Raw genomic sequence first — 13,713 nt, forward strand, 5'->3', positions numbered from 1 at the left:
CTCAGGCCGCGCGACTGGCCAGCGCTTCTAGCGCAATGAACAGACGCTCGCCGTCGATCCGCACCGGAATGGTGCGCACCGCACCTTCGTCGGCGCCGAGCGCCTTGCCGGTCTCTAGCGAAATCACCCAATTGTGCAAGGGACAGGTCACCGCCGCGCCATGGACGATGCCTTGGCTGAGCGGCCCGCCCTTGTGCGGGCAATGATCTTCGATGGCGAAGACCTGGTCCTCTGCCGTGCGGAAGACCGCGATCTTACCTTGAGGCGTGGCGACGCAGCGCGCGCCGCGGCGCGGAATGTCTGATATCGAGCCGATTGATATCCAGTTCATCATGATCACTCCGCCGCCTGCGCGAAGCCGACCGAAGCCATCGGCCGGAACTCGTGCTTGTCCTTGCCGGAGACGCGTTCCGACCAGGGATCGACCTGCGCGAATTTCTGCGAAAAGACGAAGCGGTCGAAATAGGCCTTGCGCTTCTCGCCATCGTCCATGATCTGGCGCTTGATCTCGGCGATGCCGATGCGCTTGGCCCATTTGTAGATGCGCTCGAGATAGCGGCCCTGCTCGCGATACATCTGCGTCAGCGCCACGATATGCTCCAGCGCCTCGTCCTCGGTCTTGACCAGGCCGAGCACCTCTGTGCCCTTGATGTCGAGGCCGGCGGCACCGGCGAAATGGATCTCGTAGCCTGAATCGACGCAGATCACGCCGACATCCTTGCAGGTTGCTTCCGCGCAGTTCCTCGGGCAGCCCGAGACCGCCATCTTGACCTTGGCGGGCGTCCACGAGCCCCACATGAATTTCTCGATGCGGACACCGAACCCCGTCGAATCCTGCGTGCCGAAGCGGCACCAGTCCGAACCAACGCAGGTCTTCACCGTGCGCAACCCTTTGGCATAGGCGTGGCCGGAGACGAAGCCAGCCTGGCCGAGATCGGCCCACACCGCGGGCAGGTCTTCCTTGCGGATGCCGAGCATGTCGATGCGCTGTCCGCCGGTGACCTTGACCATCGGGATCTCGAACTTGTCGACGACGTCGGCGATGGCGCGCAGTTCGGCGGCATTGGTGACGCCGCCCCACATGCGCGGCACCACCGAATAGGTGCCGTCCTTCTGGATGTTGGCGTGGACGCGCTCGTTGATGAAGCGCGACTGGTAGTCGTCGGCATACTCGTCCGGCCAGTCGCAGACCAGATAGTAGTTGAGCGCCGGCCGGCATTTGGCGCAGCCGCAGGAAGTGGTCCATTCCAGCTCCTGCATGACGGCGGGGATGGTTTTCAGGCCCTTGGCCTTGATCAGGCGGCGGACCTCGTCGTGGCCGAGCGTGGTGCAGCCGCACATCGGCTGCACAGCCGCCGGATTGTACTTGTCGCCGATGGTCAGCACCATCAACTTTTCGACCAGCCCGGTACAGGAGCCGCAGGAAGCGGACGCCTTGGTGTGGGCACGCACGTCGTCGAGCGAGGTCAGGCCCTTGGCCGTGATCGCGCCGGTGATCTTTCCCTTGCAAACGCCGTTGCAGCCGCAGATTTCCGCATCATCCGGCAAGGCTGCAACGGCCGCCATAGGGTCCAGGGAGGCGCCTCCTTGGTATGACTGGCCGAAGATAAGCGTGTCACGCATTTCCGATATGTCGGTCTGCTTCTTCTTGAGGTCGTTGAACCAGGCGCCGTCGGCCGTCTCGCCATAGAGCACGGTGCCGATGATGCGGTCATCCCTAAGCACCAGCCGCTTGTAGACACCGGCCGAAGCATCGCGCAGCACGATTTCCTGGCGGTCGTCGCCCTCGGCGAAATCGCCGAGCGAGAACAGCTCGATGCCGGTGACCTTGAGCTTGGTCGGCGTGTCCGAATGGACGAAGGCCGCCTTCTCGTCGCCGGCAAGCTGGCTGGCCGCGACGCGCGCCATTTCGTAAAGCGGCGCCACCAGCCCATAGACCTGGCCACTGACCTCGGCGCACTCACCGAGCGCATAGATGTCGGGATCGTTGCTGCGCATGCCGGCATCGACGACGATGCCGCGATTGACGGCGATGCCTGCTTCCTTGGCGATTGCGGCGTTCGGCCGGATGCCGACCGCCATGACCACCAGCGTCGCCGGGATGATGGTTCCGTCGGCAAGTTCCACCTGCTCGACCTTGCCGTTGCCCGTGATCGCCTGGGTGTTGGCCTTGGTGATGACCTTGATGCCGCGTTCTTCAACCGCGCATTGCAGGAGATAGCCGGCGGCGGGATCGAGCTGGCGCTCCATCAGCGTCGGCATGACGTGCAGCACGGTGACGTCCATGCCTTGCGCGTTGAGGCCGGCCGCGGCCTCCAGCCCGAGCAGGCCGCCGCCAATGACCACAGCCTTGGCCCGCGACTGGGCGGCAAGCATCATCGCCCGGACGTCGTCCAGATCGCGATAGGTGAGCACGCCCGGCAGATCGTGGCCCGGCACCGGGATGATGAACGGCACCGAGCCGGTGGCGATGACCAGCTTGTCGTAGGGCTCGGTCACGCCATGATCGGAGGTGACTGTCTTTGCCTGCCGGTCGATGGCGACGATCTTGTGGCCCTTGTAGAGGGTGATGCCGTGCTTGATGTACCAGCCGTCGCCATGGATGATGATCTCCTCATAGGCCTTTTCGCCCGACAGAACCGGCGACAGCATGATGCGGTCGTAGTTCACGCGCGGCTCGGCGTTGAAGATGGTGACCTGGTAGCGCCCAGGCGCCTTTTCCAGGAGATGCTCCAGCATGCGCCCGGGGGCCATGCCGTTGCCGATGATGACGAGTTTTTCGGTCATATCCTGATCCACTCCGGTCTCACTCAGCCGCGTAGGAAAGGCCTGAAGCTTCGGCAGACGCCGTGCGCTCCATCCGCCGGATGGAAAAATGCATCCAGGCAAAGCAGGTGGCGACGATGACGAAGAGCAGCATGAAGCAGCTCGACCAGACGCCGGTGAGGTCGTTGAGCGCGCCGAAGGCGATTGGCAGGATAAAGCCGCCGAGCCCGCCAATCATGCCGACAACGCCGCCGACCGCGCCGACACTCTGCGGGTAGTAAGCCGGGATGTGCTTGTAGACGGCGGCCTTGCCGAGGCTCATGAAGAAGCCGAGCACGCAGGCAACGGCTATGAAGGTGAGCGGGCCGATCTCGAAATGGAAGGCGATCGGCCCGCTGATGCCATGCACGACGTAGTCTGCCGAGGGGAGAGACAGAACGAGAGTCGCGCCGGCACTGACAGCGAAGGTCCAGTAGAGCACGGTGCGGGCGCCGATCCGGTCGGAAAGCACGCCACCATAGGCGCGGAAAATACTTGCCGGAATTGAATAGGCCGCGCCGATCATGCCGGCGGTCGCAAGCCCGAAGCCGTAGACGCCGATCAGGTAGCGGGGCAGCCACAGCGACAGCGCGACGAATGCACCGAAGGCGAAGAAATAATAGAAGGCGAAGCGCCAGACCTGCAGATTCTTGAGCGGCGCGAATTCCTGCAAGAAGCTTCTCGCGGGCGCTGCCTTGCAGGCACGGCGCTCGCGGATGACCGGATCGTCGCCGGTCGTAAACCAGAAGACGGCGGCCATGACGACGAGTGCTGCCGCCCAGATTAGCGCGACCGACTGCCAGCCCCAGGAGAGAAGCACGAACGGTGCCAGGAACTTGGTGACTGCGGCGCCGACATTGCCGACACCGAAAATGCCAAGCGCCGTGCCCTGCCTGCCGGCCGGAAAGAAACGCGAGACATAGGCGACACCGACGGCGAAGGAACCGCCGGCGAGCCCAACGCCTAGCGCGGCGACCAGCATCTGTCCGTAGGTGTGAGCAAAAGCGAGCAGGAAGGTAGCGACCGCCGCCGCAAGCATGGTCGCGGTGTATACCAGCCGTCCGCCAAAACGGTCGGTCCAGACACCGAGCACCATGCGCACGAGCGAACCGGTGAGGATCGGCGTGCCGACCAGCAGGCCGAACTCCGTCTCGTTCAACCCAAGGTCCTGCTTTATACGCACGCCGATGATTGAAAAGATCGTCCACACCGCGAAGCAGACGGTGAAGGCGATGGTGGACATCACAAGCGCCTGCTGGGGAGCACTGTCCTGGCTGGGCGCGGCTGGGAGATTTGCAGTCAATGTCTGGCTCCGGTTTGCGGCGTGGGAGGCACCGCGGATGTTTGTGGGTGAATGATCAGCGGCGCGGCATCGGCGCGTGCAACGAGACCGGGTTCGCCACGGTCGGGTCTTTGCTTTCCGTCTTGGCGCCGACGGGAAACAGCAGGAGCGCGGCGGTGAACAGCGCCGCCGTCAGCGCGCTGCTGGCCAGAAAATCGCGGCGCGTGAAGTCCGCGAGGGACGCGCCAGTTCCGATCCGTTTCGTCATCGTCGTCTCCGGTTGGGCGCCGCTTGGGACCAGCGCCGTCGATCGCGTAAAAACAAAAAAGCCGCCGGCCAGGTCTTCGCGCGTCCGTCCATCCGGGATCGCGTATGACCTGAGCGGCAGCTTTGCCTGTGGCGCCCGCCATTGGACGCCGTGTCACTTGGCCCTTGCGGACCTACATTCTAAAAAGCAGGAAGCGTGCCAATTCGACAGCGCTCTAGATTACCGAATGAAATCAATGTGAATCGCAGCCGAGCGATTTTTGACCAAGCCCAGCATCGGATCAAAGATTAGTCAGAATGCCTTGCGCAGCAGCATAATATTTGTGCAATGCGATAGAATGCCCATTGCCGATGCAGATTGCCAATTGTCGATGATGACGCGTTTTTCGGTCATGGCCTTATTCCGCGGCTTCGACGAAGCGGTGGCGTTCGTAGAGGAACTTCAGCACCGCCTCGCGGCAGCGCAGGAAGGTCCGGTCGGAGGAAAGCTCGATGCGCCGGCGCGGCCGGGCGAGCGGCACGGGAAGCACCTCGCCGATGGTTGCCGCCGGGCCGTTGGTCATCATGACAATGCGGTCGGACAACAGCACTGCCTCGTCGACGTCATGGGTGATCATGATCGTCGTCGAGCCAAGCCGGGAATGGATATCCATCACTGCGTCCTGCAGATGGGCGCGTGTCAGCGCGTCGAGCGCGCCGAACGGCTCATCGAGCAGCAGGATCTTCGGCTCCATGGCCAGCGCGCGGGCGATGCCGACGCGCTGCTTCATGCCGCCCGAAATCTCAGCCGGACGCTTGTCCCTGGCATGCGCCATCTGCACGAGGTCGAGATTGCGCATGATCCAGTCATGCCGCTCGGCCCGGGTCCTGGTGCTGCCGAACACCTTCGACACCGCCAGGTTGATGTTTTCGTAGACGGTGAGCCACGGCAGCAGGCTGTGGTTCTGGAACACCACGGCGCGCTCGGGACCGGGGCTGTCGACCTCCTTGTCTTCGAGCAGGACCGCGCCGGCGGACACTCTCGTCAACCCGGCGATCAGGTTGAGCAAGGTCGACTTGCCGCAGCCGGAATGGCCGATGATCGAGACGAATTCGCCCTTGTCTATGGTCAGCCGAATGTCCTTCAGCACCTCGCTGACCTGGCCACCGCGGGCGAAGGATTTGTCGATATGGTCGAGTTTCAGGTAGGCCGTCATCGCTCTCTCCTCACTTTGCCGTTGTGCCGCGGGTGACGAAGGCGCCGACCGCCGCGACCAGGCGGTCGAGGCAAAAACCGGTGACGCCGATATAGGCGAGCGCGACGATGATGTCGGGCAGCCGCGACGAATTCCAGGCATCCCAGATGAAGAAGCCGATACCGACGCCGCCTGTCAGCATTTCGGCCGCGACGATGGCAAGCCAGGACAGGCCGATGCCGATGCGCAGGCCGGTGAAGATGTAAGGTGCCGCGGCCGGCACCATGATCTTCACGAAGAATTCGAGCTGGTTGAGCCTGAGGATTCGGGAGACGTTGCGGTAATCCTCTGGAATGTTGCGGACGCCGACGGCGGTGTTGATGATCACCGGCCAGATCGAGGTGATGAAGATGACGAAGATCGCCGACGGGCTGGAATCGCGGAAGGCAGCCAGCGACAGCGGCAGCCAAGCGAGCGGCGGCACGGTGCGCAGAATCTGGAACACAGGGTCGAGGCCACGCATCGCCCAGATCGACTGGCCGACTAGAGCGCCGAGCGCGACGCCGACGATTGCAGCCAGGCCGAAGCCGATGGCGACGCGCTGCAGCGAGATCAGCACTCGCCAGGCCAGTCCGATATCCTGCGGACCATAGTCGAAGAACGGATGGGCGATCAGATCGTAGGCCTCGTTCCACACCTGGCTCGGTGGCGGCAAGCTGGCATTGGGCGACGAGCAGGCGATCTGCCAGATGACCAGCATGACGGCGATAACGACTGCCGGCGGCACCAGCGTACTCGCCAGTTTGCCGGCGATCGCGGCGGGATCGAAGCGGCGCCTCATCTTGGCGGTGAAAGCTATGACCTCTGCGGGCTTGGCAGGCGTGGGGAACGCCTTCACCTTGCTGTCCTCGATGGTTTGGATAGACATTTCGCAAAAAGCTCCTTGAGCACGTGGAGTGACAGGCGGCGCCAACGGCGCCGCTTGTCGTCGACGTCAGGCCGATGCCTTGATCTTGAGGCTGTCGAGATAGGCGGACGGGTTGGCCGGATCGAAGATCTTGCCGTCGAAGAAGGTCTCCACGCCGCGCGACGAAGACGCCGGGATATCGGCCGCCGCGACGCCGAGGTCCTTGGCCGCCTCGCGCCACAGATCTTCGCGGTTGACCTGATCGACCAGTGCCTTGATGTCGGTGGTCGCCGCGAATTTGCCCCAGCGGATGTTCTCGGCGAGGAACCAGCTGTCGTGGCTCTTGAAAGGGTAGGACACGCCACCCTTCCAGAACTTCATGTAGAGGTCGGTGCCGGTGGCAACGCGGCCATTGCCGTAGTTGATGTCGCCCTTGAGGCGCCCGATGATATCGGCGGTCGGCACGTTCATCCATTGTCGCTTGCCGATGATGGCCGCCATCTCGTCCTTGTTTTCCAAGGCTTCGCACCATTGCTGGGCTTCCATGACGGCCATCAGGATCGCCTTGGTGGCATTCGGGTTCTTGTCGATGAAGGCGGCGCGCAAGCCGAGCGCCTTTTCCGGATGGCCCTTCCAGAGCTCGCCGGTTGTGGCCGCGGTGAAGCCGACGCCCTGGTGGACGAGCTGCTCGTTCCATGGCTCGCCGACGCAGAACACGTCCATGTTGCCGACCTTCATGTTGGCGACCATCTGCGGCGGCGGCACAACGATAGTCGAGACGTCCTTGTCGGGATCGATGCCGCCGGCGGCCAGCCAGTAGCGCAACCAGAGATCATGGGTGCCGCCCGGGAAGGTCATGGCGGCCTTCACCTCCTTGCCTTCGGCCTTCTTGGCCGCGAAGGCGTCCTTCAGTTTGGACGCGTCGAGGCCGACGCCGGTGCCGGCATACTCCTGGGCGACGGAAATGGCCTGGCAGTCGTAGTTCAGCCGCGCCACGAGCGCCATCGGCATCGGCTGGTTGTTCTGCGTCACCTTGCCGGTGTGCATCAGGTAAGGCATCGGCGTCAGGATATGGGCGCCGTCGATGCCGTTGGCTTCGCCGCCGAGCATCAGATTGTCACGCGTCGCGCCCCAGGAGGCCTGCTTGAGCACCTCGACATCGGGCATGCCGAATTTTTCGAACAGGCCCTTCTCCTTGGCGATCATCAGCGGCGCTGCATCGGTCAGCGCGATAAAGCCGAGCTTGGCGCCGGTGACTTCCGGAGCTGCCGTCGCCGCATAGGCGCCAGACGGCAGCAGCGCGCGCGCCGCCGCCAGCGTTGCCGCGGTGGCAGCACTTGCCATCAGAAAATTGCGGCGGGTCATGCCCTCGAAAGGGGCTTCAGTCTTGATGCGTTTCGTCATCGTCGTCTCCCGTTGGGCACTGCTTGGGATCAGCGCCGTCGATTGCGTGTTCGGTCAAAACAAAAAAGCCGCCGGCCAGGCCGCGCGCGTCCGTCCATCCGGGATCGCGTGTTGACCTGAGCGGCAGCTTTGCCTGTAGCGCCCGCCATTGGACGCCTGTTCCGTGACCCCGAGAAGAGTCTGCCTATTGCAAAGCAGGAACCGTGCCAGTTTCGGAATGGATGACAAACATCAATGAGATCAATGGTATGCCACAACCGTCGGCGCGCTGGCCCGCTGGGCGAGCAAGCCAAAGATTGTTCATTAGCGCCGTTGCACGCATAATTTTTGTGCAATGCACAAGAATGGCGCGAAAATGATCAGGCTTCGGCGCGCGCCAATTTCTGCCCGGCAATGTAGGCGTCGATCTCGTCGGGATCGAATATCTGGCCATCGAAGAAACCATCGGGGCCGAGCACCAGACTAGCGCCGGCGGAGCCGACGGGTGTGGCAGACGCCAGCGCGCCCTCGACCTTAGAATTGGCGCCGGGAAGTGCGACGCCGAGCGGCTTCAGCGCCGACCGGTAAAGATCGGGGCGGTAGCAGTCGCGGGCAATAGCGAGGTTTTCCGGCGTGTGCGCGACATGCCCCCAGCGCACCATCTGCGTATAGAACCACAGCGCGTGGCTCTTCCATGGAAAATTCGCTGCCTTGCCGAAAGGAAGAAAGAAGTCCTCAACGGTCAGTTCCGCGCCACCGCCCAGCGCGACATGTCCGGTCAGGATCGGCATCTGCAGCGCCGGCGAAAGACCAAGAACGGAAGGCTGCGCCATGAGGGCGGCCAGCTCGCCGCGGTTTGCCGGATTCTGGCACCAGCGGGCCGAATGATGCAGCGCGCGCAGCAGCGCCGCCAGCGCATCCGGATTCTGCTCCGCCCACGCCTTGCGCACGCCGACCACCTTTTCCGGGCTGTTGCGCCACAGCAGCGCCTTGATGGTGACGATATGGCCGGTGCCGGCGACGACCGAGGCGCTGTTCCAGGGTTCGCCGACGCAGTAGCCGTCGATCCTGCCGGCGGCGAGCGCGTCGGCCATGAAGGGCGGCGGCACGATGACGATTTCTATTTCGCGCGACGGATCGATGCCGCAGGCTGCGAGCCAGTAGCGCAGTTCGTAATTGTGTCCCGAGTGTGGATGCACGACCGCAAAGCGCAGCGGGTCGCGACCGGCATCTGCCCGCTCACGGATCAGCGCTCCCAAGGCCTTGCCGGCTCGCGCCGGATCGAGGTCGGGCAAGGCGCCGTGCGCGACCATGCCCGCCCAGAGCGTGTTCGAAACCGTCACGCAGTTGCCGCCCAGTCCCAGCGAGAACGGCACGATCGTGTCGGAGGCGAGCGGGGTGAGCCCCAGATTGCAGGCGATCGGCATCGGTCCCAGCATATGCGCCAGATCGAAATGCCCGATCGCGATGCGGTCGCGGATGTTGGCCCAGGATGTCTCGCGGCTGAGCGTCAGATCGACGCCTTCGCGCGCGGCAAAGCCGATCTCGCTCGCTGCAACAAGAACCGCGCTGTCGAACAGCGGTATGAAACCGGCATTGATCTGGTGTTCGGCCGCCATGCTCAACTCTCTCCGGGATCCAGAAGGCCTGCGGCCGTCACCAGACTCTGCGCGATTTCGCTGATTTTGCGGTTCTGGTTCATCGCGGTCTTACGCAGAAGCGCATAGGCTGCGTCCTCCGACAGGCCGCGCGACCTCATCAGGATGCCCTTGGCGCGGTCGATGACCTTGCGGTCCTCCAATTCACTGCGGGCTTCTTCGAGCTCGCGCGCCATCCGAGAGAAGGCGTTGAAGCGGCTGATCGCCATGTCGAGGATCGGCTTGACGCGCTCCTGGCGCAGCCCGTCGACGACATAGGCGGAGACCCCCGCCTCCACCGCAGCCTCGATCGAAGCCTGATCCGACCGGTCGACGAACATGGCGATCGGCCGCTTCACCACGCGCGAAAGCTGGAACATGTTTTCAAGCATGTCGCGGTTCGGATTTTCGAGATCGATGACGATTACATCCGGCTCGATCTCGGCAATGCGCCGCGCTATTCCCGCAACATCGTGAACGACCGTGACCTGCTCATGCCCGGCTTCCCGCAATCCCGCCTCGATAATGGAGGCGCGGATGTGGTTTTCATCGATCACCAGGACGGTGAGGGATTTTCGGATCATGCCGTATTTTGCGCACGCCGCGCGATTGTGCAATGCGGCACGGCAATAATTGACGCAGTCATCTCTTCGAATTCAGAGGGACCGCCATATGTTCGCGGAGCCGACCCGTTAAGCTTCTTTAAATACCATTAATAGGGCTGACTTTGGTTTTTGTATCCACTGCGCTATCTTCCAATTGCGAACCTTGTCTCGCTGCCTAGAAGATTGGAGGTTTCCATGGATCGGCGATCATTTTTGACAGGAATGTTTGGCCTTGCTGGGGCAGCAGCCCTTGTGAGCGCAGTTCGGCCTATCGACGCGATAGCCGGTGTACCGGACGCCAGAAGCGGCATTCTCGATGAACTCGACGCGCCGGATATAGAAACCTTCGAGGACGAAGATACTCAAGCAGAGCCGGTCCGCCATCGGCGGTGGCACCGCAGGCGGCGGCGCAGGCGGCGCGCTTGGAGAAGGGTCTGCCGTCGCTACTGGCGGAATGGCTATCGGCGCGTCCGGTGCCGTCGCAGGCGGGTTTGGGTCTGGGATTGGTATTATTAGCAAATAGTGTGCTGAAAACCCCGGTGGTTGCCGGGGTTTTCGCTTCAGGCGACCGCTAGGAATCCTGCGGCGGATGTCACCGCAAGGTGTCGGCTAGCAGAAATCCAGCAAACAGGAGGACCGACCGGTTTTGTGAGGCCTGCCAGTGATAGGCAGGCCTAAAGAGACTGATTTCCGTAGGAGAAGACTGGTGGAGCCAATCGGAATCGAACCGACGACCTCTTGAATGCCATTCAAGCGCTCTCCCAACTGAGCTATGGCCCCACTTCCGGCAGTCAACCGGCGCCGTTGCCGGCGAAGAGATCCGGCGCGGGTTGAGACCGCGCCGTTAGTGCAGGCGGCTTCTAACCCCGCCTTCCGTCAATATCAAGCCTTCAAGAGCGGCTTTTTCTTAAGACGCCGCGAAAGTCGGCGGGCGCTCGCGTCAGAGGCCGGATCAGACTTCGTCGTCGTCGTCGCCGACGCCGATCATGTCGGCGACATCGTCGTCTTCTTCCTCTTCGTCGGCGAGGAAAGTATCGTCGTCGTCATCGCCGAGATCCACATCGTCCTCGTCATCGCCGAGATCGGGCAGATCGTCGGCTTTCGCATCCTCGTCCGCCTCTTCGAGGGAGACGACCTCGACACCCTCTTCCTCCTCGGCGTCCGCTTCCTTCTCGGCAACTTCCTCTTCCTCCTCGATGGGGGCGACCTTGCCTTCCTCGAAATAGGAACGTGGATAGCTCTTGCCGGTATAGGGCGAGACGACCGGATCCTTGTTCAGGTCGTAGAATTTTTGACCCGTCTCGGGGTCGATGCGTTTGGTGCCAAGTTCGGGTTTTGCCACAGCAAGCCTCGTCGATGAAAGTTTGGTCCCCATAACCAGAGTTTACGGCGCTGTCAAAGCCTAAAGCCAACGTCATAAATCCCGGTGTTGAGAGACCTGTTGCAAGGGGATGACCATTTCGGTCCGCCGTGATACGAGACCGCCCAAACCAAAAGAAAAGGCCGGCTGCCGGCGTTTGATCCAGGGAAAACCCCATGTCGCACACTGCCGCCCCGAAACCGGCCACCGCTCGCAAATCGTCAGCGCTTTCAGGCACGGCGCGAGTGCCCGGCGACAAGTCGATCTCGCACCGCTCGTTCATGTTCGGCGGCCTCGCCTCCGGCGAGACCCGCATCACCGGCCTGCTGGAAGGCGAAGATGTCATGCGCACCGGCGCGGCGATGAAGGCGATGGGCGCGCATATCGAGAAGCACGGCACTGAGTGGGTGATCCGCGGCACCGGCAACGGCGCGCTGCTGCAGCCGGAAGGTCCGCTCGATTTCGGCAATGCCGGCACCGGCTCGCGCCTCACCATGGGCCTGGTCGGCACCTACGACATGGAAACGACCTTCATCGGCGACGCCTCGCTGTCCGGCCGGCCGATGGGCCGTGTGCTCGAGCCGCTGCGCCAGATGGGCGTGCAGGTGCTGAAGGCGACGCCCGGCGACCGCATGCCGATCACGCTGCACGGGCCCAAGCACGCAGCGCCCATCACCTACCGCGTGCCGATGGCCTCGGCGCAGGTGAAGTCGGCGGTGCTGCTCGCCGGGCTGAACACGCCCGGCGTCACCACCGTCATCGAGCCGGTGATGACGCGCGACCACACCGAGAAGATGCTGAAGGGATTCGGCGCCAATCTGTCGGTCGAGACCGATGAGCGCGGCGTGCGCCACATCTTCATCGAAGGCCAGGGCAAGCTCACGGGACAGACGATCGCGGTGCCGGGCGACCCGTCCTCGGCCGGCTTCCCGCTGGTGGCGGCGCTGATCGTGCCGGGCTCGGACATTACAATCGAAAACGTGCTTATGAACCCGACCCGCACCGGGCTTCTGTTGACGCTGCAGGAAATGGGCGCCCGGATCGACATTCTCGACCCGCGCAACGAAGGCGGCGAAGATGTCGCCGATCTGCGCGTGCGCTATTCCGAGCTGAAGGGCGTCACCGTGCCACCCGAACGGGCGCCGACGATGATCGACGAATATCCGGTGCTTGCGGTTGCGGCGAGCTTCGCCGAGGGCGAGACCCTGATGCTGGGGCTGGAAGAACTGCGGGTGAAGGAATCCGACCGGCTGTCGGCCGTCGCCGAAGGGCTGAAGCTCAACGGCGTCGACTGCACGGAGGGCGAGGCGACGCTTGCCGTACGTGGAAAACCCGGCGGCAAAGGGCTCGGCCAACACCCCAATGGGCACAACACCGTCGTCCAGACCCATCTCGACCACCGCATCGCCATGAGCTTTTTGATCATGGGACTGGCAACGGAAAAGCCTGTCACCATCGACGACCAGGCGATGATCGCGACCAGCTTTCCGGAGTTCATGGGGCTGATGAAGAGGCTGGGCGCGGAGATTGAGTGACAGTTGATGGCAACCAATAGCCTTGGAGGTTGGGGCCAAACTGGAACGTCGGCAGGACAGAGGGGGGCGCGAAGGATCGCCACGCCTATCTGGATCATTGTGCTTTTCGGTTACGGTGGGCGGCGAATGAGCCCCCCCTTCACCATCGCCATCGACGGACCCGCCGGCGCCGGCAAAGGCACGCTGGCCCGCCGCCTGGCCGACCACTACCGGCTGAACCTGCTCGACACCGGCCTCACCTATCGCGCGGTGGCGCATGCGCTGCTTCGGCTCGGCCTGCCGCTCGACAATGTCTCGGCCGCCGAAACCGCTGCCCGCCAGGTCGATCTGGCAAAGCTCGACCGGTCGGTGCTGTCGGCGCATGCGGTCGGCGAGGCGGCCTCGAAAGTCGCTGTGTTCCCGTCGGTGCGGCGCATACTGGTCGAAAAGCAGCGTGAATTCGCCAAGGCGCCGCCCGGCGCGGTGCTCGACGGCCGCGACATCGGCACGGTGGTCTGCCCCGACGCCGACATAAAACTCTATGTGACGGCGAGCGCCGAGGTGCGGGCACAGCGACGGCTGGCCGAGATCGAGAGCATCGGCGGCACCGCCAATTTTGACGAGATCCTGGCCGATATCCTGCGCCGCGACGAGCGCGACATGGGCCGCGCCGACTCGCCGCTGAAGCCGGCCGCCGATGCGCACTTGCTCGACACGTCGGAAATGGCTATAGAAGCCGCGTTTCTTACGACCAAGGCGATCATCGACGACGTTCTGG

At 63.3% G+C, this 13,713-nt stretch carries 12 protein-coding genes and 1 tRNA gene; 2 read left to right on the forward strand and 11 right to left on the reverse strand.

Annotation, left to right across the window (positions count from 1 at the left end; translation table 11 throughout):
- Position 1: 1 nt before the first annotated feature.
- The 11 genes from nirD to EOB36_RS20830 form a co-directional block, all read right to left on the reverse strand.
- A complete protein-coding gene (nirD, locus tag EOB36_RS20775) occupies positions 2 to 331 on the reverse strand; it encodes a nitrite reductase small subunit NirD (protein WP_095485045.1) in 330 nt (109 codons plus the stop codon).
- A gap of 5 nt (positions 332 to 336) precedes the next feature.
- Positions 337 to 2,787 carry a nitrite reductase large subunit NirB gene (gene nirB / locus EOB36_RS20780; protein ID WP_127206172.1) on the reverse strand — a complete coding sequence of 817 codons (2,451 nt, stop codon included), beginning with the start codon at positions 2,785 to 2,787 and terminating at the stop codon, positions 337 to 339.
- A gap of 19 nt (positions 2,788 to 2,806) precedes the next feature.
- On the reverse strand, positions 2,807 to 4,108 hold the full coding sequence (locus tag EOB36_RS20785; RefSeq protein ID WP_095484332.1) for a nitrate/nitrite transporter: 1,302 nt from the start codon (positions 4,106 to 4,108) through the stop codon (positions 2,807 to 2,809).
- A 55-nt stretch (positions 4,109 to 4,163) separates the two neighbouring features.
- Positions 4,164 to 4,355 (reverse strand): hypothetical protein, encoded by a 192-nt coding sequence (locus EOB36_RS20790; RefSeq protein WP_095484334.1) that lies wholly within the window; start codon positions 4,353 to 4,355, stop codon positions 4,164 to 4,166.
- 397 nt (positions 4,356 to 4,752) lie between these two features.
- On the reverse strand, positions 4,753 to 5,550 hold the full coding sequence (locus EOB36_RS20795; RefSeq protein WP_095484335.1) for an ABC transporter ATP-binding protein: 798 nt from the start codon (positions 5,548 to 5,550) through the stop codon (positions 4,753 to 4,755).
- A 10-nt stretch (positions 5,551 to 5,560) separates the two neighbouring features.
- The gene (gene ntrB, locus EOB36_RS20800; protein WP_095484336.1) at positions 5,561 to 6,457 is read right to left on the reverse strand and encodes a nitrate ABC transporter permease; all 897 of its coding nucleotides are present in this window, start codon (positions 6,455 to 6,457) and stop codon (positions 5,561 to 5,563) included.
- Positions 6,458 to 6,523: 66 nt separating this feature from the next.
- Entirely contained in the window at positions 6,524 to 7,840 is a 1,317-nt protein-coding gene (locus tag EOB36_RS20805) for a CmpA/NrtA family ABC transporter substrate-binding protein (protein ID WP_095484337.1), read from the reverse strand.
- A 359-nt stretch (positions 7,841 to 8,199) separates the two neighbouring features.
- Positions 8,200 to 9,438: a CmpA/NrtA family ABC transporter substrate-binding protein gene (locus EOB36_RS20810; RefSeq protein ID WP_164547054.1), complete on the reverse strand. Its 1,239-nt coding sequence runs from the start codon at positions 9,436 to 9,438 to the stop codon at positions 8,200 to 8,202.
- Positions 9,439 to 9,440: 2 nt separating this feature from the next.
- Complete coding sequence (locus EOB36_RS20815; RefSeq protein ID WP_095484340.1) at positions 9,441 to 10,040, reverse strand: ANTAR domain-containing response regulator; 600 nt, start codon at positions 10,038 to 10,040, stop codon at positions 9,441 to 9,443.
- Positions 10,041 to 10,765: 725 nt separating this feature from the next.
- Positions 10,766 to 10,841 (reverse strand) — tRNA-Ala (locus EOB36_RS20825).
- 172 nt (positions 10,842 to 11,013) lie between these two features.
- Entirely contained in the window at positions 11,014 to 11,403 is a 390-nt protein-coding gene (locus tag EOB36_RS20830) for a TIGR02300 family protein (protein WP_095485047.1), read from the reverse strand.
- 194 nt (positions 11,404 to 11,597) lie between these two features.
- Here EOB36_RS20830 and aroA point away from each other — a divergent pair, with 194 nt between their 5' ends.
- Both aroA and cmk read left to right on the forward strand, forming a co-directional pair.
- Positions 11,598 to 12,956: a 3-phosphoshikimate 1-carboxyvinyltransferase gene (aroA, locus tag EOB36_RS20835; protein WP_095484342.1), complete on the forward strand. Its 1,359-nt coding sequence runs from the start codon at positions 11,598 to 11,600 to the stop codon at positions 12,954 to 12,956.
- Positions 12,957 to 13,082: 126 nt separating this feature from the next.
- A partial coding sequence (gene cmk / locus EOB36_RS20840; protein ID WP_128285595.1) for a (d)CMP kinase occupies positions 13,083 to 13,713 on the forward strand: 631 nt, incomplete at its 3' end.

It is taken from the genome of Mesorhizobium sp. M6A.T.Cr.TU.017.01.1.1, from assembly GCF_004023115.1.
In the GTDB taxonomy this organism is placed as follows: Bacteria; Pseudomonadota; Alphaproteobacteria; order Rhizobiales; family Rhizobiaceae; genus Mesorhizobium; species Mesorhizobium mediterraneum.